The following is a 26,667-nucleotide window of genomic DNA, read 5'->3' as shown; positions in this document are numbered from 1 at the left end:
ATCCTTCCTCCTAAAATAGTGCTGAATCTGGTTCAATTCGACGAACAACTAAATTCGCAATTAATAACAAACATGCCCCAACGACAGATTGATATAACGCTGCAGCTGCCGTCATGCCTACATCACCAGTAGCCGTTAAGCCATTGTAAATATAGGTATCTAACACACTTGTCACGTTGTAAAGCGCACCTGAGTTTCTTGGTACGATGTAGAACAAACCAAAGTCTGCTCTGAAGATACCGCCGATGTTTAAAATTAATAAAACAGACATCATTGGTAAAATTTGTGGAATCGTAACATTTTTTATTTGTTGCCATTTGTTGGCACCATCCACCATCGCTGCTTCATAGTATGTCGGATCAATCCCCATCACAGAAGCATAGTAGATAATACTGTTGTAGCCTAGACTCTTCCAAACATTTAGGAAGACAAAAATTACTGGCCACCAACGTGGATCTGCATACCAGTTAATCATTGTGCCGCCATTACCAGTAATCCATTGATTCAAAATCCCTTTATCTGGACTTAAAAAGGCATAAACAAAATAGTTAATAACCATCCAAGATAAGAAATATGGTAGCAATGACATCGTGTGATAAACTTTAACCAAGCGACGATTTCTTAATTCACTCATAATAATAGCAAAAGCAATCGCGAAGAATAAGTTAAAGGCTAAAAAGACGACATTGTACAAAATGGTGTTTCTAGTAATTAACCAAGCATCTTTTGACGCAAATAAAAATTTAAAGTTTTCAAAACCAACCCAAGGACTTTCTCTTAGACTAGCTAAGAAACCATCTGGTGAAATATGAAAATCTTTAAATGCGACCACATTGGCTAAGACTGGTATATAGAAGAAAAATATAAACCAGATAAATCCTGGTAACGCCATAAGGATTAAGGCCTTATAACGCCATACATTTTGAAAAAACCCGTTTTTCTTCTTCATTCGTTTCGCTCCTTTCATAAATATAATAGCGTTTTCATAATATCTTTTTAAGGAACAAATTATAGGATTTGAGAAACAAATTATAGATTTTGTGTCATTTTAAGGTAAAAATTTACCGAAATGACTGTTCTTTGTGAAAACGTTTATCTAATATTTTTTTTATAACCTCTTAAGAACATTAAAAATAATTGGATAAATTCCACTCATAAAGCGGTTTCACTTGTGCGTATTTGTTGTATAAAAGCTGAGAACTTGTTATTTTCACAAAGGATATTATCTAATTATTTTTGAGGAGGACTATTTTTGAATTTTATCCGTAAAAACACTAGAGCAATTAGTTTAATTGTGGTATATTTTTTCACAGTTTTAATGCAAGCTGGTTCTTTATTATTATTAGCTATTTCACTGTTATTTGATAATAATTTAGTAGAATCATCTTTTGCAAATCTCGTAACAGGTTTAACTATTACTGCTATTGTGGGAATAGTTTTATTTTGGAAAGAAATCGTTGCTGGGTTCGACTATTTTAAAGAAGAGACTCTTTGGCGTATTTTTAGCATTTTCTTATGGGTGGGGCTGATTTTTTTAGTCGATGTTATTATTCAAAAAATCATGAGTAATAATCTAATTGCTAATCAACAAGATGTTCTCTCATTTGGTGCACAAGTCCCATTGCTTGTTACTCTATTTTTCTTAGCAATCGTGGGGCCAATTGCTGAAGAACTAGTTTTTCGGCAAGTATTAATGAATTGTTTATCGGAAACAATTGGTATAGCCTGTGCAACTATGATTTCAATTTTTTTATTCACCTTTATGCACACACAACAGCCCCTTGATTTTCTCATTTATCTGCCAGGAGCTATTTTATTATCTGCAGCTTACTTAAAATCAAATCGTTCGCTTGTATTTGTTATGGCTATTCACATTGTTAATAATATGTTGGGTTTCTTGTTATAAATCAAAAAAGGAACTAGCTTAGCTACATTTGCTATTGCTAGTTCCTTCTTTGTTTCAATTACTTCACTTTTCCCCTAAAATTTCAATCCAACCATAATAATATTCAATATATTGATTTTCCTCTTCTAGTTGTGTCAAGATATGTTCCCCGACAACGATGCCTGTTTCAAATCCTTGTTTTGCTAAACGCTTTTTTACTTCTTCGATATTATTCAAACGGGTATCTTGTGTATTGACTTTTAAAATAAAGCCTTTGTATTGGCTACTTGATTCTTTGAGCCAAATCACTTTATCTAAACTTTTTTTATTCACATGATTTGCCAAACAAATCCCATACGTCAGTTCATTGGATTCACTTAAATCCCCGTAAATACCTAAAGTTGAAATGTGTTCCATGTAAACTTTCATCTCTTCTGGATTCTCAATATCAACAACAACAATTTTATCAAAAGGAATTGGTTCATCTGAAAAAACCAATGTTTCTAAATCAATTAACGCATGTAAATGTAATTTTCTTTTCTTGATTTCTTTGTATTTATGTTGAAGCCTTTTTATTTCTTGCCCCAGTTGTTCTTCTGTTGCTTCCATGGTGGCATAGAGATCGGTAGGTGTCTTTTTATATAAATTCAACATATCTTTGATAGGAATCCCCATTTTTCGATAAAAATCAATATCATATATTTTGAACAAATCTTCTAAATCAAAGGTTCGATATCCGTTTTCTTCATTGCGTGTTGTACTAATCAACCCTTGCTCGTCCCAATAACGAATCGTGGACTTAGGGATATTTAACAACTCAGAAACATCTTTTATTGTGTAATTTTTTTCCATCCTGTTCCCTCCATCAAAAAGTTTAGCATTTCTACTGTTGACATTCAAGTTACTTGAACGTGTACAATGACTCTTTGTAACAGCTAAAACGGTATTGTTTAAGGAGGAAATTTCATGAAATTAATGAAAGAGTTTATTAAAGAAAATAAATGGATTGTTCTTGCGACAACTTTAACCATCTGTTTGCAAATCGCAGGAACCCTTGGCGTCCCTAAATTAGTTGGCAAGTTGATTGATGTGGGCATCGTTAGCGGTGACCAACAAGTAATTAAAACGATTGGCATACAAATGTTTCTTGTGGCATTCATTGGAACAATTGCCGCAATTATTTCTAGCTATTTGTCTGCTTTAGTAGCTGCTAAATTTGGTTTTCAAGTTAGAGGATTGTTCTTTAAAAAATTTCAACAATTCTCGATGAAAAATGTTGATAAGTTTGGTTCAAATTCTTTGCTAACTAGAATGACCAACGATGTAGATAATGTTCAAACAATGATTGTGCTATTTTGCCAATTAATCTTTCCAGCGCCTATTATTAGTTTATTTGCCTTAGTGATGACATTTTCTTATTCAGTTTCACTCGCTTGGGTAACATTGGCTTCCATCGTATTTTACTTAGTCGTTGTTTATTTTTTAATGAAAAAAGGTACCCCTTTATCTTTAAAAATTCAACCAAAAATGGATCGAATTACTACGACTTTACGAGAGTTCTTTACTGGAATTAATATGATTCGTGCGTTCAATAATCAAGACTTTGAAGAGCAGCGAACCAATCAAACATTTAAAAATTATGCTGAACGCATGAGTAAAGTGAATCAAATCTTTGCTTGGATTACTCCCGTTGCCTTTTTATTAATGGGCGTTGTGTACGCCTCTATTTTGTGGTTTGGCGGTAATTTAGTTGCAATAGGCACCCTACAAATTGGCACCGTTACAGCTGTGATTGAATATACCCTTCTAACTTTGGCCTACTTAATGATCGCGGCTATGGTATTAGTTGTCATTCCACGGTCCGTTGCTTCCTTGAATCGCTTGCAAGAAGTTTTGTCAGAAGAAATTGAAATTAGCGATCCTCACACTGAAGCAACCATTGCTTATCATCCTGAGAAAGCCTTGATTTGCTTCGATCACGTCACGTTTCAATACACAGAAACAGCTGATCCTGTTTTAGAAAATGTTAGTTTTGTTATTCCTAAAGGAAAAACAACGGCGATTGTTGGTGCAACTGGCGCTGGTAAAAGTACTTTAGTTAAGTTACTTTTACGAATAAATGATGTCACAGCCGGCACGATTAGCTATTCTGGCACAGATATCCGCTCATTATCTCAGCAAACGATTCGCCAAGTCATCAGTTATGTGCCACAAAAAGCCTTTCTTTTCAGTGGGACAATCTTATCAAACTTATTAATGGGAAATGCCAAAGCAACTACAGAAGAAATAAGAACGGCACTAGAAATTTCACAATCTTCTGAATTTATCGATTCCTTACCGCAAGGGATTGAAAGTTTCGTAGCACAAGGCGGGTCCAACTATTCTGGTGGTCAAAAACAAAGAATGTGTATTGCACGAGCCTTAATCAAACCGGCAGACGTTTATATTTTCGATGATAGCTTTTCCGCATTAGATTACAAAACTGACGCCGCTCTACGTGCCGCTTTACATGCACAAATGTCGGACAAAACTTTACTCATTGTTGCTCAACGGTTAAGTACAATCATGAACGCTGACAACATTATCGTCCTAGATGAAGGAAGGATTGTTGGTCAAGGCACCCACGCTGATTTACTTACCACTAATAGCTATTACCAAGACTTTGCTAAATCGCAAGGTATCTTACCCAAGTAATTAAAGAAAGGATGTGACTGCTTGAAAGAAAGTTTTTTTTTCAAGCCATACAATGAAAAAAACAATGAATCTTCAAAGCTTTAAACGTTTCTGGAAAATGATTAAACCTGAGCATCCAATCTTTTATGGTCTAATGATCTGCAGTTTAATTGGAAACTTATTAATTGTTGCCATGACCTATATTATGGCAATCGGGATTGATAACCTCTTAGAAGCTATCAAGCGTGTCGGGCTCAAAGGTATGACACTTCCTTTAGTTGAAGAAGCGCTCTTAGGTCCCGTCTTACTTTTAATTCTCTTTTCAATCATTAGTAGTATCACTTCTTTTATTCAGGAACGAGCAATGGCTTCTTTAAGCGAACGGGTTACTTTAAGAATTAGAAAAGAAGTGACAAAAAAGTTTAAAACTTTACCAATGGCCTTCTTTGACAATCACCAAGTGGGCGATATCATTAGTCGTTCAACAACTGGCTTAAACCAATTGTCACAAGTTCTTTTAACAGGCATCAACCAATTTTTCACTTCCGTCGTGACTATCCTTTTTGCAGGAATCATGTTGTTCTATATTGATGCAAAATTAACCATTTTAGTGTTGCTGCTAATTGGCGGCAGTACTTTCATGACGACAAAAATTGCGAATAAAAACAAGGTGTTTGCTGATCAAAGTCAAGCTGAATTAGGTCAATTAAATAATAAGATGGAAGAATATTTAGCAGGAAATTTGGTCACAAAAACCTTTAATCAACAGCAAAATGCTGAAAAAACAATTGATGCTGTTAATCAACAACATTATCGTGCCTTTAAAAAAGCACAGTTTCTAAATTTTGCGATTTATCCAGCTATTCGTTTTATTAATCAGTTGGCTTTTATTATCAGTGCTATCTTAGGCGCAATGCTCGTTTTATCTGGTGGTATTACGATTGGTTTCTTGCAAGCGTATTTGCAATATATCAACCAAATTTCTGAGCCGATTTCTACCGCTTCTTATGTCATTAACTCAATTCAAGCAGCGATGGCTTCCATTGATCGGATTTTTGTTATCTTAGATGAAGCTGATGAACAGCCAGAAGCAACTCATTTAGAAACTATTTCTTCTCCTAAAGGAGCCATTGAATTTAAAAATGTTCAATTTGGCTACACACCAGAAAAAATTTTAATGAAGAATGTTGATTTTTCTGTTCAACCGAAAAAAACAGTGGCCATTGTAGGACCCACCGGCGCTGGTAAAACAACATTAGTCAACTTATTAATGCGTTTCTATGAAATAAATCAAGGTGCCATTACTTTTGATGGAATTGATATTACGAAACTTTCTCGACAAAATCTAAGAAATTTATTTGGCATGGTTTTACAAAACACTTGGCTATTTGAAGGAACCGTAGCAGATAATATTGCCTATGGAAAAAAAGATGCTTCTCGTGAAGAAATAATTGAAGCAGCTAAAATTGCTCAATGTGATCATTTTATTCGGACCCTTCCTCAAGGATATGACACAATTATTTCTAGCGAAAATGGTGCATTATCACAAGGGCAACAACAGTTATTAACCATCGCCCGAATCATTTTAGCAAATCCGCCCGTTGTTATTCTCGATGAAGCAACTTCGAGTGTGGACACACGAACAGAAGCCCATATTCAAAAAGCGATGGAAACTGTCACAGAAAATCGAACAAGCTTCGTTATCGCTCATCGATTATCCACAATTGAAAATGCTGATTTAATTTTAGTGATGAAAAATGGCGATATTATTGAAAAAGGAACGCATCAGGAACTATTACAAGCTCCGACTCTTTACGCCAGCTTATATAATAGTCAATTTCAAACCACTTAAAAAGAACTGGAACAAGTCATTCTTCTTTTGACTTGTTCCAGTTCTTTTATTGCTTAGAAATATTGAATTCCCATCGCTTTTTTGACTTCTGTTAAGGTTTGTGCTGCCACTTTTTCAGCAGCAAGACTTCCTTTATGCAACATTTCCATAATCGCTTCTGGATTTTTAGCCAGCTCTTCACGACGTCGACGAATCGGTGCGAGTTCTTCTTCTAGGACATCAATTAAGTAACGTTTAATTTTCACATCTCCTAAACCGCCATGACGATAGTGCTCTTTTAATTCTTCAATATATTCTTTCTCTTTCCCAAAGACATCCAAGTAAGTAAAGACCATATTTCCTTCAACTTGTCCTGGGTCCTCTATACGAATATGATTTGGATCGGTATACATACTCATTACTTTTTTCTGTACCACTTCAGCTGGATCTGAAAGATAAATACCATTGCCTAAAGACTTACTCATTTTTCCGTTGCCATCAATTCCTGGCAAGCGTCCCATGCCTTTTGGTGGTAACACAGCTTCCGGTCTAACTAAAACTTCACCGTACGTCTGATTAAAACTATGCACAATTTCTTGCGCTTGTTCCAACATTGGTTTTTGGTCTTCCCCAACTGGGACTAAGTTCGCTTGAAAGGCAGTAATATCAGCAGCTTGTGAAACGGGATAAATAAAGAATCCTGTCGGAACACCTTCCCCAAATTTTTTTTGCTCAATTTCTGCTTTGACCGTTGGATTCCGACGAACACGTGACGTGGTCACTAAATTTAGATAGTACATTGTTAATTCAGCTAACTGTGGAATTTGCGATTGGATAAAAATTGTTGTTTTCGTAGGGTCTAAACCAACTGCTAAATAGTCCAAAGCAACTTCTAAAACATTGGCTGAAACTTTTTCGGGATTTTTTGCATTATCTGTCAATGCTTGTAAATCTGCAATCATGACAAATAATTGATTTGTAGGGTCTGCTTGCATTTCTACTCGTTTTTTTAAGGAACCTACGTAATGTCCTAGGTGCAATTTACCAGTTGGACGATCACCTGTTAAGATAGTATTCATTGTCTACACACCTTTATCGTTTACTTTCATTTATTATTTTACCTTGTTTTAAAAAGAATGAATAGTAGGCAATAGAATATTTATTGATTCTAGATAATCGAAGAGACTAGAAAGATTGCAAGGTACAGCAATTCTTGTTCCAATCTCTTCAAACAGTTCGTTTATTTTGTGACTTTAATTGAAAATTGTGCAGTCACTACCGGTAAAACTTTGCTTGTTACTTTGATTTGATAATTTCCTGCAGCAGTCGTTGCTTCTGTCCTAATCAGACCGTTTTCATCTACACTTACTGTATTGCCAGCATCTGGTGTAACCAACTCATACGTTACTTGCGAGCTCCAAGCATCCGTTTCTGTGTGCGGCGCTTGACCAATCACTTTAGATTGAATTTGATAATTTTCGCCTGATTTTATAGTGGCTGTTTCTGTAGCAAATTGAATTCTTTCAGGAATCGCATGAGTTTGCACGACTTGGAAGATTTTTCGTTCATCGGGATTCGCAATTCCTATTTTTTCTTCTACTGCAGCAGGGAACTGGTAAGTACCTGGCGGGCTACTTGGCGAATAATTACTAACATCGTCATCCCAAGAAATAACCTTCAATTTCGTTTCGCTACCATCATCTAATTTTGCAATTACTTCAGTTGGCAAATTCAGTTCGCCTCGCGAGGTGCCTGTTAGTCGATCCAGCGTAGGCAATTCCTTGAATCCAACAATATGTTTAGCGGTGACTTTTACATTGGCAATAATTGGCATTGAGACACCTGCTGCTCGTCCTACAACAGTGAATGTTCCTTCTTTTTGATAAGAAGATGCTGGAACTTCTGACCAATTGACAGTCACTTCTCGTTGTGAACCATCCGAATAAAAAATAGTTGTTTTTTCTGGTAGATTAGGGGCTTGACCCGCTTCTGTCGTGACCTCAATCGACTCATGTTTGACTTCGAAAACATTCGATAAAACAATTTTAGGAGCTAAACTATCCTCTGTTAGCTGTTGACCAGTTGGCAAGGTCAATTTGCCTGCTAAAAAGTCTTGATAGGCCTTTTGTGCGCCTTCTTTTGAAAAAGCATCAAACCCAGCATTATCAGAATCATAACCAGGCAAACGACTGTCTGTAATCGCTAATAAGAAACTTAACTTGGCTGGAATTTTCTCACCACTTTGAATTAGCTTCCGTAGATAGTTACTAATATCGATAGAGATTGTATTTTGATTATTCATAATTGAACTATTTGTAAAAGATTGTCGAGCAATAAATTCTTCATTTGGTACATTTAAATTATTTGGGCCATTGTTCCAAGTAATGGTGTTACTCATCCAATTAGTATCTGTTCCATAAACATCTACTTGGAACTGCGTATTTTTCAAACGTTCATCATTTGTATTTCCAGCACCATTCCACGCATCATAACGCATCACATTTAATTCTAAATTGGCACTTTTTAGTGATTGATAGTTCTTCAATTCTTGTGTATCAATTTCAACGTAAATCCGGCGATTATACCCCGCAGAACTAGCATTTTTTAATTTTAATGCGTAATTGCCCGTATAGTTTACTCCATAAGGATATTTATAGGCGTCTCCTGAACTAATGGCAGCAGTACCGCCTGCTATAGCAGAGTATGCTCGGTTACCATCACTCTTTTGAACATAGGCAGTTTGAGCTGTTTTTAGTTTAACGGTATCTTTTCCTTCACCAAGTTCACCCTCAAAAGAGACCTTGGCTGTTACTTTGACAGCATCTATCGGTAAGCCGATAACTGTTGCTGCAACTTCAACTGTGCCTGCTGTATTAATTTTTTCTTGAGGGATTGCTTCCCATTGTAACTTAAATTCTTTTTTGCCTGTCGCAACCACTTCTTCATTAACGACTTCTTCGTACGTTAATTCAACTTGCTCTGGCAAATTAGGATACACACCTGTTGCCGAACTAATTTCTAACACTTGATTTTGATAACGAATACTTTTTTCAATTGTGGATGCTTGTTGCGCACCAATATCTAAAACTTTATTTTTCAAGCTATTTCCAAAGAAGTCTTCGGCCGCACTGTTCACTTCCGACAAGCCTTTACCAATCGCTGGAGAGGTTTCTTTTAACTGGAACATTTGTGCTCGCTGACGTAAGCGTTCTTTAGAAGTAAATTCAACCACATTATCTTTTGTTGGTTTCAATGTCGTAAATTCTTGCTCTGCCAACTCTTTCACTTTTTCAGGGTTATCTGTGATTTCTAATTGTGGTTTTTCAAAAATGTTTCCACTTGATACTAATTTTTCAACAGTTGCACCACTTTTTTCTGTAGCAATTTCTTTTGGCCAAATAACATTATTTTTGAAATATTTTTCTGGATTATCGACCATTTTACGTTCAATTGGTTGTGTCCCATTTGTTGGATAATTAGATAAGAATTTTAATTGTCCGGTACCTTCTTTGTATAAAATATTATTGTAAAAATTGGCTACTGTACCACTGTTGTCAGAACTATTTCCTTCACCAAATAATGATGTTGAAATGCCGTCGCCAACATAAATCGTATTATTGTGGATAGTTGGCATTGCCGCTCCATCATTTTTCACCCAATAATGGAAAATACTTTGTTCTTTATAATTGTAGCCACCAGCTCCGCCTGGATTGTCTTTACCTGTTCCTCGGTTACCACCGCCGTCATTAGCTGAGATATTGTACCGAATAACCGAATTTTTTTGATCAGACATAAGCAATAAAAAGCCGCCAGTATTATGATGTGAATAGTTATATTGATAAATAACATTGTTTGACTGCATGTCCACATCATAAGCTTCGGCATCGTTAAATCCATATTTGATTCCGTATACTTCGTTATATTGGAACAGTCCGTCATCTACAGACATTGCCCAAACGCCCGCGTAATTTTGTGTACCATAATCGGCATTGCACATTCGGACAGCAACATTTCCTTCGACGACACCGCCACTTTTGGATTCTGACAAGACAATTCCGTCGCCAGCAATATCTTCTAAATAGTTATTACGAATCGTAATATTAGAAAACGTTTTGTAGAAAGTGTTGCCTCTTGAGGTATCTGAATCAGCTTTTGTTCGAATTCCTTCAAGTCCCACTCGTTGAATCACATTATTTTCAATCAAAATATCATTAAATCCAGTCGTTGTTCGATGATCATTGGCTGCTGTTACTACATTGCCATTCTCATCAAACCAACTTCCTAAAACAATAATTCCACCTACCGCTTTTAATCGTTTGGTTGCAGTATTCCCACTTAGATTCAAATAATATTCTGTTTGAACATCATGAACATAGTTATTCCTTATCGTGACACTATTGAACGTTCGATTTTGTTCATATCCTAGGACTAATATCCCCGCTCTTTGAGCATCTCCTGGTTTCTTATAGCCTTCGAGATTATCTAGCTCTGGTGTATTTGTCACTTCTAAGTTTGAAATATCCCAATATTCTTGGTTCACTAACTGCACAGCCCCTGAGATTGCACGTTTGAAAGTCCCTGTGCTGTAGGTGCCACCACCGTTAATAATCGGACGCCGTGTTGTTTCAAAAATGGTTTCTCCTTTGTCATTCGTATCATAAAAATCAATGACAATCTTTTGTGCCGCTGTCCCATTCCCTTTTGGATGCAACAATTGGTTATTCCAGGTACTTTGCGCATTCAGCAGAAGATGGTCGCCTGGCTGAAACTCCGTCTGATTCACTTTTTCAAAATCACGCCAAGCACTGGCTGGAGACTGCCCATCATTGGCATTATTTCCTCCTTCCCCATCCACATAGTAGGTCGTCCCATTTTGAGCGACACCTACTGAACGAAAAAGTAACGGTTGATCACTCACTGTTTCCCCATAAGCAGGAAGACTAAATAATTGAAGCTGGGAAAAAACAAGTAAAATAGAAAGGAAGATGGTTACACTTTTAAAATACGCTTTTTTTCTCATTTTCTGCTCCTTAACTGTTTTTATTTTGATAATTTTGAAAAAACTTTTCTCTGTCTTTCTCCAACAAGTCTACTTTGGTTGCTTGTTGATACGTAGCTAATTTCTCTTTGTAGCATGTGTTGATATAGGCATTTTTGCCAAATTGTGGTGCTTCTTCAAACTGTAAAAGTTGCCCTCCTTCCTTATTAAAAATATAAAAGTATTGGTTTTCGTGGTATCCTTTCACCACGGTACCAACAGCTTTTTCACTAAGAATCTCCCCAACAGACAACGAATAAATATCCTCTTTTTGGATTTCTGCACTCTTCAATTGATACGATTCAATAACAAGATTAGGTAATTTATTTTGCCACTCCAATAACGTCTCCTCATAAGATAGATTCGGAGAGATTGCTTCGGCTATTTTTTCTAATTCTGCTTGCTTACCTGAAAAAGTTGGAATTTCAATTGCTTCAACAAAGTAATCGGTCTTTTTATATTTATCATCCAATTGCTCAAAGGCCTGCCGCAATTCTTTTTGCGTTGGCTTTTCTTTCTCCATTAATTTCTCTTTTATTTGGTCCTGTAATTGTTGATCTTTTGCATCTAAAAATTGCCAGAGCGTTAAACTGCTCTTTTGGTCTTGCCATTCTTTTTTTTCTTGCCCAAATGTTTGTGAGTGGGCTATTTCTAACTCCGTTGCCAGCTGTTTAATCATTTTATGTTGTACTAAATCCTCCGTTGCAACCTTCAGTAGTTCCTGAGTGGGTGATTTTCCGTTATACGTTTTGCGCCAGAAATTTTTCCCAAACGAAGTTAAATTATTCTGATCAGAGAATTGCTTCGCTACACGATTCATATTTTTATCGCCATAAACAATTAATTCTTCGACTTGGATTGCTTCGTTATTAATCATACTTTGCTGGCTGGTAGTAAAAATAACGAGCACAAAAATAGCACCTATCAAAAAGCTACTTAAAATAATTATTTTTTTCTTCATTCGTTCGCTCCCTCCACTTTAATAAACAAGGCAAGAACAAAATAAGCAACCCCACCTTCATTCATTTTCCTGAAAATCGAGATTACTTATTATGTAAAAATTATTTATTCTTTTTTTGCTTTTCATGCAATTTCCCAGTATTTAAATAAATAATCCCTAGGAAAAGGACAGGGGTTACAACAAACCCAAACTGTGGCTTCAAAAACATCATTGCAAACATTGAGAATAGTAAAAAAACATTTAGACAGCTGACATACCATTTCCGCAGTCCATAGTAAATTGAAATCCGAAACACATCTTTAAAAGAAGCTTGCGGGTTTCGTACTTGAAAATACCAAGCATTCAGCATAATAGCTAACCCAAAAATTAGCAGAAGGACCATCAATGGAATAAACCATTTACCAATCGTTGTTTTGGCAAAAAAGAATATATCTGTCACACTGATGATGCTACTTCCTAAGCCTAGCAAGCTGATAAGAAAGCCTCTTAACCCAAACTGACGAAACTTTTGGAAAAAAGTTTTAAATGGATCCAGCTCCTTTTCTTCTTTAAAAGTATCGATTAAGCCTAAAAGTGCAATCATCCCTGCCCCTATCGGCAACAACGTTACTACAAAAAGTGGGAGGTTTCGTGGATCAATGTCTAAGCTAATCACCGCTATGAAAAAAGGAATGTTCACTAAGAGAAGCCCTAGATTACCGATAAATAAAATGTAAAGCCAGCGAAAAATTTTCATATAAATATTATTATCAAAGGTTTGCTTAGTAAACATTCAAACTTCCTCCTAATTCTTCATTCCAGATGTAGCAATACCTTCAACAAAGTATTTTTGCATTGCTAAAAAGACAATCCCTACTGGTAAAATAGAAACCACTGATGCGGCCATGATTAAGGCATATTCAGCATCAAATAAACCGACGAACATTTTCAAACCTAACTGAATCGTTTTATTCTCAGTAGAAGATAAATAAATGAAAGGTCCCATATAGTCATTCCATGTATTCACAAAAGTAATAATCGTGAGACTGGCTAAAGCTGGTTTGGTTAATGGTAAAATAATTTTCCAATAAATTCCCCACTCACTTAACCCATCAATCCGCGCACTTTCACATAGTGAATCTGGAATACTACTGTAATATTGTTTCAGTAAAAAGACTCCAAATGCATTAAATGCTTGTAATAAAACAAGTGACCATAACGTGTCAGTCAAACCTAATTGACGCATCATAATAAATTGTGGAATCATATACGATTGCCAAGGAATAGCAATTGTTGCGATGTACGTAATAAAAAGTGTATCTCTTCCTCTAAAATTCATTTTTGAAAAGCCATATGCTGCAAAACTTGAAGTAAATAGTTGAATAATCGTAATCACAATACTTAAAAATAACGTATTTTTAAAGAAAGTTAACAATGGAATGCGTTCCCAAATAACGGAATAGTTTTCTGGATGCCAACTTTTAGGAATCCATTGAATTGGAATGGTGAAAACTTCATTGTTTGTTTTAAATGATGCTGAAACCATCCAAATGAAAGGCACCAAAGTAATTAACGCAAGTAAAGTTAAGAGAATGATTACAAGGATCCCACCAGGTGTGACTTTTTCTGCTTTTTTCGTTTTTGCTTTTCGAGTATTTTCTTTTTTTGAAAAAGTTGCTTCCATCTTTTCTCCTCCTAAACTTTCTCTTGATGTTGATTCCATTTAAATTGAGCCACAGTAATCGCTAGAACGATGATGAATAAGACCATCGCAATGGCTGATGCATAACCAAAATTAAATTTGACAAAGGCTTCATTGTAAATTTCATAAACTAACACATTCGTTGCACGTCCTGGTCCACCACCAGTCATAACTTGAACTAAGTCAAAAACTTTGAAACAGTTAATTACAAGCATGATAGTCACGAAAAAGGTCGTTGGTCGTAATGAAGGTAAGGTAACATTTAAAAATTGATTCCATTTACCCGCGCCATCCATTGACGCTGCTTCATATAATTCTCTTGGCACACTTTGTAAACCAGCTAAATACAAAATCATATAATACCCCATAAAGCGCCACACACTAACGATGATAATTGCTGGTAAAGCCCAAGTAGAACTAGATGTCCAGCCAGGAGGATTTTCAATAAATAATTTCAAAAATTGATTAATTGGTCCCATCGTTGGATGAAATAGCATATTCCAAACGACCGCAATCGCAACTAATGACGTTACATAAGGAAAGAAAAAAGCCGTTCTAAAAAATTTCATCCCTCTAATTTTACGATTCAACAAAATCGCTAGTCCTAATGAGCAAATCAATGTTAACGGAACAACACCAATCGTATAGATAAATGTTTGTTTTAACGAAATCCAAAACGTATCATCATGAATCATTTTGGTGAAATTTTTCATTCCGACAAATTCAGGAGTTGAAAAAGAATCCCAACTCATAAAAGCTAAAATCAGTGAACAGATAACCGGGATTAAAGTGAAGAGGAAAAAGCCAATAAAGTTTGGTGCGATAAAAGATAACGCAGTCCACGTATTTTTTCGTCTCAATTTATTTGCTGTTTTTGTTTTTGAAGTAATTTCCATAATTGTATTCTGTTAAGTGAACTTAACAGGCCCTCCTTCCAAACTCAAGCTACATTCTTTATTTAAAAAAATAAGCTGAAATTCATTGTAGGTTACTCATTTCAGCTTATTTTTTTCATCAATCTTTTGTGTTTTTGCAGGAAATAATAGTTAGTCTATCTCTGCTTTGACACGTTTTTCCATGTTAGCAATACCATCTTTTGGTTTTTCGTCGCCGACCATAATTAAATCATGTTCTTCTTGTAATACTTTATCAATTGCGGCACCGTTTTTATCAGATGGGAATTCTAAATTAATTGTATCTGGGTTAAAGGCTTTTTGTGAGACTTCATCTGAAGGCATTCCTTTTCTTGCAAAGTAGATTTTATCAATTTCATCTGTTTTATAAGAAGGAACCACCCCTACTTCTGCTAAAAGTTTTGCACCTTCTTTACCTGAAGCAAAGTCTAAGAATTTTTGAGCAGCTTTTTGTTTTTTACTGTTTTTATTAATTGCAAAACTTGTCGGTGAGCCAAAGGTAGTTGCTTTACCTTTTTCTTGTTGTGGTATTTCGGCAATCCCCCATTCGACATTTGTTTTGCCATCATCAATGTTGGTTAATAAAGTCCCCATGTACCAGCTACCCATGTACATCATCGCCGCTTTTGAATTTTCAAATTGTGATTGATACGTTACTTTTGTTGATTTTGCTGTTCCAAAATCCATTTGTGATTGATCTTTTTGCATTCTCAATGCGCGATCATAATAAGTTTCCATATAATTGTATTTCGGTTCAATCAAATTGGCATTATTTTGAGCAGCAGCAATCGCTTGAACGGTTGAGCGCCAAGTATGTTGATAGGCACCATATACTTGTTCTTCTGGTTTAGATAATTTTTTCGCTAACGCTTCATATTCGTCCCAAGTTAAGTTATCGGGATAGGCAATTCCGGCTTCATCAAACATTTTTTTATTGTAATACAATACCCAGAAATCTGTACGGTAAGGCTGAGCATAGGTTTTACCATCGATTTCATACATCTCGTAACTTGCTTTGGCAGGTGCGATATCTAAATCTTTAACGTGATCGGTTAAATCCACCAATTGATTGCGTAGCGCGTAATTAGAATATGAAAGTAAGTTTTTCATAGTTAAAATATCTGTCGTATCTCCTGATGAAAGCATCGTTGTTACTTTTGTGTCATAATCATCTGAAGCAATGTCCACCGGTTCAATAGTGATATCAGGATTTTCCGCTTCAAAAGCTCTGAATAATTTCTCAAATTCTGGGGTCGTGTCATAATTCCAAGTAGTTACTGTTAATTTTGTTTTGCCATCTTCACTCTTTTCAGTTGCTTTCTTTTCACTTGAACCACCACATGCTGTTAAAGTTACTGCCGTCACCGCTAACAACGCTGCCGCTGTTAAGCCTTTTTTCCAAAATTTCATTTGTACTACCTCCGCTATTTATTATTTTTTAGGAGTTTTCCTCCATGAATTACCAAAAAGAATACCAGCTTTTCGCCAAACGAGTTAACGCTTCCAAATAAAAGTAGTCGCCCCAAATCATGCATTCATCGACTCCTGTATTTGTTTTTTTATCATAGACACCATGAAGCAATAGGCCGTTCGACTCTGGTCGTAAAACCGTTGTATACTTTTCCGCTAATGCTTGTAATAGTTCTAGCGCAACCTTTTCATAATAGCCATGTTTTTCATCATTTAATGGAAGCTGACGAGATAATTCTAGTAAGCCACATGCAGCAATTGCAGCAGATGAGCTATCACGTTCTTCTTCACTCCCTTCATTGAAAATTAAATCCCAGTAACAGATTTTGTCTTCTGGTAATTCTTGAATAAAGTAATCAGCAACATTTTTGGCTGTTTCCAGAAAACTACTATCTCCTGTATATAAATAACTTAACGTAAAGCCGTAAATTCCCCAGGCTTGGCCGCGAGCCCAACAAGAATCATCTGAATATCCTTGCTGTGTCTTTCCGTACAAGGCTTCGCCTGTTTCCGTATCAAAATAATACGTATGGAACGTGGTGTGATTTTCTCGCACAATATATTTTTGTGTTTGTTTCGCATGATTGTAGGCAGCTTCATAATACTCTTGCTTGCCAGTCATTTTTGCTGCAAAGTATAATAATGGTAAGTTCATTAAACAATCAATAATCATTCTACCTCGTTGCTCTGGATCGTCTAAATTCCCCCAAGCTTGAATAATCTTGGCTTTTGGTGAATAACGTTTCATTAATAAGTCCGCAGCTTGCAAGGCCATTTCTTTTGAGGCCTCATGACCATTGACTTGATAATCGGCAATGGCTGTTAAAATATACAAAAAGCCTATATCATGTGTTTCCAGCTCAATTTGTTCATCCAAGCGATGTTGAAAAGAAGCCATCTGTGTGGTAATCACTTCATCGAACTCTGTTGAATTTGTTAATTCCTTTGCTAAAAATAACATTCCTGGCCAAAAGCTGGCCGTCCAATCAATATTTTCTTCAGGATAATAAATTTGATTTAAACTTGCCGCGGGTGGAACTAATTCTTTAAATGTCTCTAAATTTCCTCGAACTTTGTTTAAAGCAAAACTGATTTGCTTCGGTAACCACTCAATCTGTCCATTTTCTGTCATTGTGTATTTTTCCCCCTAATTCCCCAAAATTACAACTTTTTCTTCAACTAAAAGCTGATTTTCTTTTAACCTAACTTTAACTGGCTCAATTTGCTCATTCGGTAGTACGCCTGTCACCAATGAAATTAAAAGATGTTTCCCTTTCGACAAGTTTGCTTTCAAATATGGCAACTCCGTTAACGGATAAAGTAAATTTGTATTCGGTTCTGTCCGAATAATCGCAGCTTCAGAAAAACCGTTGATATTTTCTACTTTTGACACACCTTTTGCATTTTTTACCTCAGCCATTTGATCAGAAACACAAGTGACCTTTTCATCGAAGAGCGGGATTGAGAAGCCACCTTCATAAGCCACTAATGCACGTTGTGTCTCAATTTCGTGGATCCGTAAATGTTGGCCTTCTAATGGTACAATTGTCGTTTTGATTGCTACATCGGACCAAGGATGCCATTGATGAATGATACGATCATCAAGAATTTCGTACTGATCATCTAATCCTTTCGTGCGGAAATAATGGTCGTCTTCAGCTAAAGCCAAGCAATTATCATAAGCACCTTCGTAATACCAATAATCACTCTTTATAGTACTGAAACCAAAATGGGAAGAATAAACAAATTTACTATATTTATCATGCGCATGAGCTTGATAATTAATAAATTGTCCCGCTGGAAACATTAAACCATGTGTCCCTGCATCATTTACTTGATAGTAGTTCCGACTTTCTGGTGAAGGTAAGTGTTTTTCTGGAAAACTAATAGGCTGTGTTTCTGCTTGCCAATAAGGATGATCTTTTGGAACCGCTAACAAAATAAATGTTTTAAAAGCCCAATAAGGCGAACCAGGACCATTATAGCCTTCGGCAAAGACCATATTTTGATAATCATAACCTACCGACAATAATCCATCTGTTGTAAAAATATCTTTGTTCATCCATTGATGAAGATGTCGGCTGATTAGACCTTTAATCTCACCCCACGGCAATGCTTCAACATCTGCAAAAACTAAGGCACTAAAAAATGACACTTGAGCAAAACGATACGTTAAGCTACGTCCAAAGGGAATCGCTTCTCCTGGCTGAGTAAACCAATACTTAAACTCTTGCGCGAACAAAGTTGCTCGTTCCTTCATAATAGCCACTCTTGCGGTATCTTCCGGGGCAAAACGACAATACAATAAACTATAATAATGAATAGCGAAAGAAACATAATAATCAACTTGTGTCTCGACTCCGTCATAATACCAACCATTACCGACATAAAAACGATCAATTACAGCCAAATCAACAGCGATCTGTTCTTTTGAATACGGCATTTCACAATGTTTCATCGCTAAATTCAGCAACACTCTAAAGAAATGCCAATTATTTGGCGGAATAATGTTTTCATTGGCTTGTATCAGCCAACTGTGTAAATTGTTTTGCTGTTCTTTTGTTAATTGGTCCCACGTTTTTTCTTTGTTTAACAAAAGAAATGTACTTAATGCTGCCATCTCAACAATCAATTGATCATAATCTTTTGTTTTTCCCCAATAAGATGAACTCTCAGGATCGGTTCCTTCGATAATTCCAGTTAGAAAGTCATTCAAATACTCACTTTCATTTTGTGTTACATAAGGACCTAGTCCCCATAATGGTCGTAAAAATGCCTCCGCATCACGTGTCCCTTTAGAATAAACCGTTCCGTGTGTCCCTAAATCCAGATGACCTTGATACTCTCGATCAAAAAACAATTCCAGTGGCGCTAATAAATCTTCAAATCCTTCTGCAACTTCTTCGTATGTTTCAAAAGGATTCTGTCTAATTCGTGGCTGAATCATGATTCTCCTCACTTTCAATTAATGTCCCTTTCAAAAAGCCGTAATATTCTCCGTAAACTGTCACTTCGTCACCAATCTTCAATTTTTTCTTTTGCTCATTAAAAACTTGATATTTACTAGAACCACTTTTCAAAATAAAACGATCACCTTTTTTTATTAAACTGGAACGACTGTCACTCTCAACAATCTCCCCTTTCAAAGAAATATATTCATTTAAACGAACGTCACCATTTTGTAATTCTGTTTCTGAATAAGACTGTGCCGTTTCCTTTAGATTTTGAAGAGATTCTTCATCAAATTCTTTTTCACCGGATTTACAACCTGTTAAAGCAAGTAAAATTAGTAAAAAAAGTGAAAATCTTTTCACTAAACCACCTTCTCCATTTAATTAAAGCGCTTTCTTTGACTTTATAGTATATTTTTTTAGTCAAAAAATCAATAGTTTTTGCTAAAAAAAAGTAAAAAAAAGCTTTTTCTTGCTTTTTTTTACTAAAAAGAAATATACTATATGCTATAATAGTACTTGAGAAGGAGGCATTTAGAATGGCAACTATCACAGATATCGCAAAAGTCGCGAATGTTTCAATTTCAACTGTATCGCGAGTTCTGAACTATGATCCAAACTTATCCGTTACAGAGGAAACCAAGCGAAAAATTTTTGAAGCAGCAGAAACCCTGAATTATACGAAATATAAAACTAAAAATAAAAACAAACAGCAGGAGCAACTGACACCTAACCTTTCCGTACAAACAGCTCCGCAAGAGCCTTCGATTGCCGTCGTTCAGTGGCGTTCAGATGACGAAGAACTAACGGATATTTACTATATGTCGATTCGTTTAGGCGCTGAAAAGCGGGCCGAAGAGTTAGGTTACAATATTCTAAAAGTTTCTCAATTGGAACAACATAACCTTCAAGGGATTGATGGCATTTTGGCAATTGGCAAATTCACCCAAAAGACGTTACAAGAGTTGCAGCAACTGCATCCAAACCTTTGTGTAATTGGCAGTAATTTCCCACTGGAAGAATTTGATTCTGTAAATACTGATTTTTATCAAGCAACCGAGATTGCCTTAACCCATCTTTTGGAATTGGGCCACGAAAAAATTGCCTTTATTGGTGCCGAAGAAAGCGAAAATATGTATGGTTTCCGTCGCTATAAAACACCGACAACCAACGCTTATCTTGACATTATGCAGCATTATCACTTGTTTAACGAAGATTATTTTATCTTAAAAGAAAATGGCATGTTGGATGTCAAAACGGGGGAACAATTGACAGAAGAAGCGTTAGAAAAATGGGGAAATGATTTACCTACTGCGATTCTTGCTTATAATGACGCCTTTGCAATCGGTGTGATACATACGTTAGCCGCACACGGTATAAAGGTTCCTGAAGAAATTAGTGTCATGGGGATCAATGATATCTCTATTTCTCAATATGTCTCACCGCCGCTATCCTCTGTCCATGCCTTTACTGAAGAAATGGGCGAGACAGGCATTAATTTATTGCACAAACGAATTCAAATGCCTAGCATTCCTCGTAGAGTCCTGTTAAACACAGAATTGGTTGTCCGCCAATCGACAACTAGCCCACGCCAGAAATAAAAAATAAGGACCGCTCCTATAAAGGAACCGTCCTTATTTTTTATTTGTTTTGACCAAATAATTCAATTTGTGTTAATGCTGGAAATGGTGATGGTTCATCTGCTTGAATTAACTCTGTTAGTATCACCCACTCCGCTGCCCGTTTCGCAAAGGTAAAGCTCTGGCGTTGCTCAGTCTTAACAGTTTTAAAAACTTCATGTGTACCGTCGGAAAATTTTAAAGTCACTTGTTGCCAATAATTATCATGAGGAAAGTCCGCTCGTAATGTTAAGATCACTTTATCCAACAAGACTTCACGCCCAAATTCAATTTTTAATGCGGCATCTAATTGCTGATTAATCCCCCATGATTGATAAGGATACGGCCCATGATAAAGATTAGCAAAGGTACCGTCAATCGCATTGCAAGCAAAAAAAGTGGCATCATTTCGCGTTTCCACGTTGGCAGATGCATGAGGATACGCACCAGTAAAATGTTGTAAATCATGTGGATTTAACGCCCAATTACGATAACTCTTAATTTCTTCTTTAGTGGCAATACGCACACTTATATAAGGTTTCTTGGTTTCAAAACGATACGCTGCTCGCGCTTCGATAACGTTTTCATTTTTTATGATTGGAAACGTCCATTTTTGTTCTGGAACATAAATTAAACTGCTATCAAGCGTAGCATCTAACTTCACCATTAAATAAGTATTGGGCGTATCTAAACAAACTTGAATCACATCGCCGTCTTGTAATTGACAATCCCGAGCAGCTAAACAAACAAAATCTTTTCCTGTAATAGTTAACTCTTTCAAAGAATCTGAATCATCTATCTTAGCTTTTCTAATTTCTTGTTCTTGATTTAAAATCGATAATGAAATACACGTCATATGCTTCCCTCCTAATTTTACCTTTATTATATATTATTTTAGTAAATTAATCTATTTTTTTACTAAAATAATAACTTTAGCTTTATTTCTATAAAAGTATTTGGTACTCACTATAAGACGTAAGATTTTGATTCTGCTCTTTTTGAACACAATAAATATTCACCTGTAAACCTGGCAGATTTTCAGTAACCTCAGAAAGACTCATTACTTGCACCTCCCTTAACGAGAACTTTTAAAATGCAGACTATCTTACATTCTTTTTTTGCTATCCTTACTCGATTTTCTGCTCCTTGCTTTCGTATATACTTAGCTACTTTCTCTTAGCCCTACAAGACTCACATAATAACCTCTTTTATCCAAAATGATCGATTAACATGATCCTATTTTAATTCGCATGATATTTATGAATGATTATTGTCATTGCACGGGCTTAAACGATGGTGACTTATTTTATCTCACATATTTTTTAATATCTTACTTCAACTGACCAAAGTCATAAAAGAATCCAGAGGATCTTTTCCTCTGGATTCAATGTTATTCTATATTTTTTACTAATAGTATCTGATAAAAAGAACAAATTAATTAAGATTTATTTTTGTAATTGTACTTTTCTACAACTATTTATGATAATTTTTTTTTAATTTTCGAAAACGTAAAACAGAAGTGATAAGAGCAACTCCTAAAAATACTATACCTATCCAAATACTTACCAATACAGATTTATCGTTTTCACCAGTTTCAGGTAAATTATGTTTTGCCGTTGAAGTTGTTTCTTTATCTCTAGTTTTATCTTTATTATCTGGTTTTATTTTGGGATTAATTTTGTCTTTCGTATACACATATGTGACTACTTGAGTTTTAACCGTAAATTGACCAATAGGATTACCTTGAACTTCTTTAAATTTATAACCAGAGATTTCTTTTTTCTCTGTTAAGTAGGAACCTCCAATTTTCCCTATTTTCACTACATCATGCGCTATTGCTTGTCCCCTTGTATCCACGTACTTTACTATGATATTGCCGCTGGGAATGGGGTCATGCGTATATACGTAAGTTACGGTTTGAGGTTGACCTGAGAAGTGACCGGATACATTACCTTGTACCTCTTTAAAGGTATAGTCCGAGATTGTTTTCTTCTCTGTTGAGTAGGGATTTCCAATATTTCCTGTTTTCACTACATCATGCGCTATTGTTTTTCCCTTTGTATCCACGTACTTCGCTGTGACATTGCCACCAGGAATTGAATTGTGCGTATATACGTAAGTCACGGTTTGCATTTTTTCTGTAAAATGACCGGATGCATCGCCTTGAACTTCTTTAAACGTATAACCTGAAATGATTTTCTTTTCTGTTGAGTAAGATTCTCCAACATTCCCCTTTTTTACTACATCATAAGAGATTTGTTTGCCCTCTGTGTCCACATACTTGACAGTAATGTTCCCTCCAGGAACTGGAATTTTTTTATAAAGATACGTAATATCAGAGGTATTATCCGTTAAAGTTCCAGAACTTGGCGCAGAATCTTTAGATAATCCTGAAAAGGTGTAACCCTTGATATCTTTTTTCTTAGATGTATAGCTCTCGTCTACAGAATCTTCACCATTTGTATCTTTACCTTTATTTTTTTCTTCAGAGGCAAGTATATTTCCATTAGATGTGGAATCATTAATAGTTTCTTCATAGTGAACTGTTATTTGTGGTATACCATAGATTTGGGCAGTCATTTCAACATTATTACTCAGATTCGCCCCTGAAACCGTTCCTTTTGCATAAGAATAGCTGTGTAGTTTAGCTGTTTCACCTATTTTTGCTTTTCCAATTTTCGCTACCTGAACGGGTATAAAACCTGAAATTGTTGTTTGTGTTTTAAGCTTATCTGCCTTAATTGCAACTGTTCGAATACTTGACCAATCGCTGACTTGCTTTTCGTCTACCCAGTCACTTGTCGTTAAATCAACCGAAGTATTAGATTCATTCTTAGGGAGAGAGTATATTTTTGTTGAATAAACAACGTGTGCACCAGCTCCTAAAAGATTTAAAACAGGACCTGTTAATACCATATCAAATGTATCACCATTCGTTTTTTGAGGGAGAACAGCAAGAGTCTGCGCATTAGTATACTCTTTATTAGAACCGTTAGTAATAGAGAGCATTATTTTACCCGAGTTATCATCATCATTTTTATCGACTCTCAGACCTCTATCAAATCCTGCTTTCCCTGTTGATTCTTTATAATAGTTAGAATCACCTGTTCTATTTCCTGATAATCCTACGGTAGATATAATTGATGATGGAGCCGTAATTGTCCATTTCATACCAGTAGAGCCATCATAAACTTTCCCACCATAAATCGGGTGTAGTTCATCCTTGTTGTTATCCGTTAATTGAGTTACCCAGTGTACTGTCGTTCCTGACATTGGTGCTGCAACATCACTTACTTTCCATGGGAGAGCATCTGGATAAAAGAATGCAGATGACGTACCCATATCCGCAGGGATTATTACACTATCCTTAGAAAAATCTAATTGTGTAAGGTGCTCTCCAGTCGTCGGATCAATCCCTAAATCTGTAATAACAGGATAATATTTATGCTCCTTGTACGTCCAGCCCCATTCCGTAATTTTACTTTGATCTATATCAATCATTCCCTTATCAATGCTACTGATCACTAAGGTTGGCAATTTTACTTTTGCGGTAACTCCAGTCGTTGCGCTTCCAGGAATGATTATTTTCCCATCTACACCGCCATCCATTGTAGTTTCTTTATTGAGTTCCGCCCACTTAGCACCTGTCGTAAAGGTTTGCCCTTGTGTATAGGTTCCGGAAATATCATAATTCACAGTCCCTTTTAAACTAAATTGGGAGGTCGAACTTACACTATCATCAAAGTATTTGAGGTGCCCCGTAACTGACATATCTTTATCTGTGGTTACACTGTGCACATCTAAAATAATAGGTACACTTTCTCCATTATTATAAGTTTTGTCCTCAATCACGGCATTAAGTAGTCTTACTTCAACATTATTCCCTGCCAAAATATTAGCTTGTCCTGCAACACTTACAATGTGTGCACCAGCATCTAATGCTGCAGTTACTTTTGCATCATTAGATGCTAATGTAGAAACAGTATAAGTGGACCCATTATCTAAGACGACTGTAAATGGACCGATAGCATTAAGATTTCCAGAAGTTGTCACAGAACCGTTAGGACCGGTTGCAAAAGAAATATCTGTCAAATTACCACACCATTTAGTAGGAAGAGTGAATTTGTAATCTTTTAACCTGTTCGTTTGGTTTACTGTATCATCTAGAAAATTTACGGATAGATTTGGGGTAGCTAAATTTTTATTGATCGTCGTATCCGATTCTTTTCCTGTAACAAATCCTGTTACCCCAGTACTATTACTGATTGTTTTAGAATAGAAACCTTCATGCTCTGGATCAATTGTAGATTTGTCATATCCTTCTAAGACACCCCCAAACATTGGAGTCATCGTTCCAGGGTTAGCTGCACCAATAACAACATCATCCAAATTACCTAGTAGTATTGGTTCATTACCAACTGAGCCGTCATAATATTGAGGTATCAAGGTCAAGTCTGGAGTAAAATGATAAGTTCCTGAAGCTGTTCCTGTCTTAAAGTAACCATAAAGGTACATAAATGCTTCATTATATGAAAAATACCCTCCCCCTGTAACATTAGATACAATAATATCCCCTCCTGCACCATTAGGCTGAGAAAGTCCATCAGGAATATTGGGAATTGCACTACCGTCGTCTGGGACATTTTCATTTGTATCTCGATAATCCGCTAAATGTCCTCCCACCAATACGAAGCCAGAAGGCACGTGAATGATACCCTTTACTTTGACATGTTGGGCTTGAGTAATTCCCGCACTCGAAGCTGTAAAATCTGGATCAGTTTTTACCCCCAAAACAAAATTATAAATAGAGTTTCCATCTGCCGTATAGACATTATTTGCGACCGCGGTATTATGAGTCCTTGCAGTAGCAATAGACGTTATAGGATTAGTAACTACTATAGAACTATTTAAAGTCTGTCCACCACCTTCTACTGTAATAGGTAATGTTGTACTGCCAGGAGAAAATTGATGATTGTCTCCCTGATCTGACATATAATATGAAATATTGAAAGATTGTACACCTGGCGTTGAAAAAGTATAGGTGAGGTTCGTCCCTCCATTAACCGAAGTTTTGGTTACTGTAGCCCCACTAGGTATATCGTAAGTTTCTATAGTTAAACCACTAGGGACAGTAATTTTAATTTCATCCCCAGTAATAACTGAAGCTGAAACTGAAAATTGCCTCGTACTTGAAGCATTATTTGGCCACCCTACACCATCAGAGGTCAATGTGTAAGCAATCGTATTCTCTACACTTTGAGTACTCGTATCCATATCTAAAGTTAGCCCAGACATTTTTACTGGTTGAATATCCTTCATACTGTTGATACTTTCAGAAGTTTGTTTTGTTGACGTCAAACCTTGGTCCTGTGCTATATCTTCTTTAGAATTTGCTTGAGTGGTATACTGGTCTGTTATATGTTGAGTTCCACTAGTTGTTGAATTTTCTGTTCTATCTGCTGGCGAGTTAGCAATCGCATCTGCAGTTACAACTAAATTAGGTGAACCAAAGAGTACCGTAATTGTCACTATGCTCGATACAAAACATTTTTTACTCGTCTTATACAATCTAAACCTGATATTATTTTTCATATTTATTCCTCTCTTTTTATTTCATTTATTTTTTCTTTGTTATACTCTAATA

The 26,667-nt window shown here is 36.0% G+C and carries 18 protein-coding genes; 4 read left to right on the top strand and 14 right to left on the bottom strand.

Going from position 1 to position 26,667, the window contains the following annotated elements:
- Positions 1-10 precede the first annotated feature (10 nt).
- Positions 11-967 carry an ABC transporter permease gene (locus HMPREF2810_RS14540; RefSeq protein ID WP_002356852.1) on the bottom strand — a complete coding sequence of 319 codons (957 nt, stop codon included), beginning with the start codon at positions 965-967 and terminating at the stop codon, positions 11-13.
- A 351-nt stretch (positions 968-1,318) separates the two neighbouring features.
- On the opposite strand from HMPREF2810_RS14540, the gene HMPREF2810_RS14535 reads away from it, so the two are divergent.
- Positions 1,319-1,906, top strand: a complete 588-nt coding sequence (locus tag HMPREF2810_RS14535) for a CPBP family intramembrane glutamic endopeptidase (RefSeq protein WP_002400588.1) — start codon at positions 1,319-1,321, stop codon at positions 1,904-1,906.
- 63 nt (positions 1,907-1,969) lie between these two features.
- Here HMPREF2810_RS14535 and HMPREF2810_RS14530 read toward each other — a convergent pair whose 3' ends face one another.
- Positions 1,970-2,785, bottom strand: a complete 816-nt coding sequence (locus HMPREF2810_RS14530) for a MerR family transcriptional regulator (RefSeq protein ID WP_002384281.1) — start codon at positions 2,783-2,785, stop codon at positions 1,970-1,972.
- Between the two features lie 66 nt (positions 2,786-2,851).
- Between HMPREF2810_RS14530 and HMPREF2810_RS14525 the strand changes: the two genes are divergently transcribed.
- Both HMPREF2810_RS14525 and HMPREF2810_RS14520 read left to right on the top strand, forming a co-directional pair.
- Entirely contained in the window at positions 2,852-4,579 is a 1,728-nt protein-coding gene (locus tag HMPREF2810_RS14525) for an ABC transporter ATP-binding protein (protein ID WP_010777823.1), read from the top strand.
- Positions 4,580-4,631: 52 nt separating this feature from the next.
- On the top strand, positions 4,632-6,410 hold the full coding sequence (locus tag HMPREF2810_RS14520; protein WP_002374418.1) for an ABC transporter ATP-binding protein: 1,779 nt from the start codon (positions 4,632-4,634) through the stop codon (positions 6,408-6,410).
- 53 nt (positions 6,411-6,463) lie between these two features.
- Here HMPREF2810_RS14520 and trpS read toward each other — a convergent pair whose 3' ends face one another.
- The 10 genes from trpS to HMPREF2810_RS14470 form a co-directional block, all read right to left on the bottom strand.
- On the bottom strand, positions 6,464-7,468 hold the full coding sequence (trpS, locus tag HMPREF2810_RS14515) for a tryptophan--tRNA ligase (RefSeq protein ID WP_002356846.1): 1,005 nt from the start codon (positions 7,466-7,468) through the stop codon (positions 6,464-6,466).
- A 161-nt stretch (positions 7,469-7,629) separates the two neighbouring features.
- Complete coding sequence (locus HMPREF2810_RS14510; protein WP_002384279.1) at positions 7,630-11,409, bottom strand: Ig-like domain-containing protein; 3,780 nt, start codon at positions 11,407-11,409, stop codon at positions 7,630-7,632.
- 10 nt (positions 11,410-11,419) lie between these two features.
- Positions 11,420-12,388 carry a hypothetical protein gene (locus HMPREF2810_RS14505; RefSeq protein ID WP_002384278.1) on the bottom strand — a complete coding sequence of 323 codons (969 nt, stop codon included), beginning with the start codon at positions 12,386-12,388 and terminating at the stop codon, positions 11,420-11,422.
- 100 nt (positions 12,389-12,488) lie between these two features.
- The gene (locus HMPREF2810_RS14500) at positions 12,489-13,160 is read right to left on the bottom strand and encodes a YesL family protein (RefSeq protein ID WP_002384277.1); all 672 of its coding nucleotides are present in this window, start codon (positions 13,158-13,160) and stop codon (positions 12,489-12,491) included.
- Positions 13,161-13,172: 12 nt separating this feature from the next.
- Positions 13,173-14,090 (bottom strand): carbohydrate ABC transporter permease, encoded by a 918-nt coding sequence (locus HMPREF2810_RS14495; protein WP_002383582.1) that lies wholly within the window; start codon positions 14,088-14,090, stop codon positions 13,173-13,175.
- Complete coding sequence (locus tag HMPREF2810_RS14490; protein ID WP_002356840.1) at positions 14,063-14,965, bottom strand: carbohydrate ABC transporter permease; 903 nt, start codon at positions 14,963-14,965, stop codon at positions 14,063-14,065. Before HMPREF2810_RS14490 ends, HMPREF2810_RS14495 begins: the two co-directional genes overlap by 28 nt.
- A 150-nt stretch (positions 14,966-15,115) precedes the next feature.
- Positions 15,116-16,393 (bottom strand): ABC transporter substrate-binding protein, encoded by a 1,278-nt coding sequence (locus HMPREF2810_RS14485; RefSeq protein ID WP_002384276.1) that lies wholly within the window; start codon positions 16,391-16,393, stop codon positions 15,116-15,118.
- 49 nt (positions 16,394-16,442) lie between these two features.
- Positions 16,443-17,585 (bottom strand): glycoside hydrolase family 88 protein, encoded by a 1,143-nt coding sequence (locus tag HMPREF2810_RS14480; protein WP_002356837.1) that lies wholly within the window; start codon positions 17,583-17,585, stop codon positions 16,443-16,445.
- 15 nt (positions 17,586-17,600) lie between these two features.
- Positions 17,601-19,400 (bottom strand): DUF2264 domain-containing protein, encoded by a 1,800-nt coding sequence (locus tag HMPREF2810_RS14475; protein ID WP_002359866.1) that lies wholly within the window; start codon positions 19,398-19,400, stop codon positions 17,601-17,603.
- Positions 19,381-19,767: a single stranded DNA-binding domain-containing protein gene (locus HMPREF2810_RS14470; protein WP_002356835.1), complete on the bottom strand. Its 387-nt coding sequence runs from the start codon at positions 19,765-19,767 to the stop codon at positions 19,381-19,383. Before HMPREF2810_RS14470 ends, HMPREF2810_RS14475 begins: the two co-directional genes overlap by 20 nt.
- A gap of 176 nt (positions 19,768-19,943) precedes the next feature.
- Between HMPREF2810_RS14470 and HMPREF2810_RS14465 the strand changes: the two genes are divergently transcribed.
- Positions 19,944-21,005, top strand: coding sequence for a LacI family DNA-binding transcriptional regulator (locus HMPREF2810_RS14465; RefSeq protein ID WP_002356832.1), 1,062 nt, complete (start codon positions 19,944-19,946; stop codon positions 21,003-21,005).
- A gap of 40 nt (positions 21,006-21,045) precedes the next feature.
- Here the strand turns inward: HMPREF2810_RS14465 and HMPREF2810_RS14460 are convergent, their stop codons facing one another.
- Both HMPREF2810_RS14460 and HMPREF2810_RS16150 read right to left on the bottom strand, forming a co-directional pair.
- Positions 21,046-21,879, bottom strand: a complete 834-nt coding sequence (locus HMPREF2810_RS14460; protein ID WP_002384274.1) for a hypothetical protein — start codon at positions 21,877-21,879, stop codon at positions 21,046-21,048.
- A 617-nt stretch (positions 21,880-22,496) separates the two neighbouring features.
- Positions 22,497-26,615: a MucBP domain-containing protein gene (locus HMPREF2810_RS16150; protein ID WP_002384273.1), complete on the bottom strand. Its 4,119-nt coding sequence runs from the start codon at positions 26,613-26,615 to the stop codon at positions 22,497-22,499.
- Positions 26,616-26,667 lie beyond the last annotated feature (52 nt).

Source organism: Enterococcus sp. HMSC078F03, from assembly GCF_001811595.1.
Taxonomy (GTDB): domain Bacteria; phylum Bacillota; class Bacilli; order Lactobacillales; family Enterococcaceae; genus Enterococcus; species Enterococcus faecalis.
The sequence above is the reverse complement of the archived record's forward strand: the minus strand, read 5'-3'. Positions and strand labels throughout refer to the sequence as shown.

Bases quoted from the DNA above. Each gene is read 5' to 3' on its own strand.
- HMPREF2810_RS16150 (WP_002384273.1), bottom strand. From the start codon at position 26,615: ATGAAAAATAATATCAGGTTTAGATTGTATAAGACGAGTAAAAAATGT.
- HMPREF2810_RS14540 (WP_002356852.1), bottom strand. From the start codon at position 967: ATGAAAGGAGCGAAACGAATGAAGAAGAAAAACGGGTTTTTTCAAAAT.
- HMPREF2810_RS14510 (WP_002384279.1), bottom strand. From the start codon at position 11,409: ATGAGAAAAAAAGCGTATTTTAAAAGTGTAACCATCTTCCTTTCTATT.
- HMPREF2810_RS14495 (WP_002383582.1), bottom strand. From the start codon at position 14,090: ATGGAATCAACATCAAGAGAAAGTTTAGGAGGAGAAAAGATGGAAGCA.
- HMPREF2810_RS14480 (WP_002356837.1), bottom strand. From the start codon at position 17,585: ATGACAGAAAATGGACAGATTGAGTGGTTACCGAAGCAAATCAGTTTT.
- HMPREF2810_RS14490 (WP_002356840.1), bottom strand. From the start codon at position 14,965: ATGGAAATTACTTCAAAAACAAAAACAGCAAATAAATTGAGACGAAAA.
- HMPREF2810_RS14525 (WP_010777823.1), top strand. From the start codon at position 2,852: ATGAAATTAATGAAAGAGTTTATTAAAGAAAATAAATGGATTGTTCTT.
- HMPREF2810_RS14505 (WP_002384278.1), bottom strand. From the start codon at position 12,388: ATGAAGAAAAAAATAATTATTTTAAGTAGCTTTTTGATAGGTGCTATT.
- trpS (WP_002356846.1), bottom strand. From the start codon at position 7,468: ATGAATACTATCTTAACAGGTGATCGTCCAACTGGTAAATTGCACCTA.
- HMPREF2810_RS14485 (WP_002384276.1), bottom strand. From the start codon at position 16,393: ATGAAATTTTGGAAAAAAGGCTTAACAGCGGCAGCGTTGTTAGCGGTG.
- HMPREF2810_RS14535 (WP_002400588.1), top strand. From the start codon at position 1,319: ATGCAAGCTGGTTCTTTATTATTATTAGCTATTTCACTGTTATTTGAT.
- HMPREF2810_RS14460 (WP_002384274.1), bottom strand. From the start codon at position 21,879: ATGACGTGTATTTCATTATCGATTTTAAATCAAGAACAAGAAATTAGA.
- HMPREF2810_RS14475 (WP_002359866.1), bottom strand. From the start codon at position 19,400: ATGATTCAGCCACGAATTAGACAGAATCCTTTTGAAACATACGAAGAA.
- HMPREF2810_RS14500 (WP_002384277.1), bottom strand. From the start codon at position 13,160: ATGTTTACTAAGCAAACCTTTGATAATAATATTTATATGAAAATTTTT.
- HMPREF2810_RS14520 (WP_002374418.1), top strand. From the start codon at position 4,632: ATGAAAAAAACAATGAATCTTCAAAGCTTTAAACGTTTCTGGAAAATG.
- HMPREF2810_RS14465 (WP_002356832.1), top strand. From the start codon at position 19,944: ATGGCAACTATCACAGATATCGCAAAAGTCGCGAATGTTTCAATTTCA.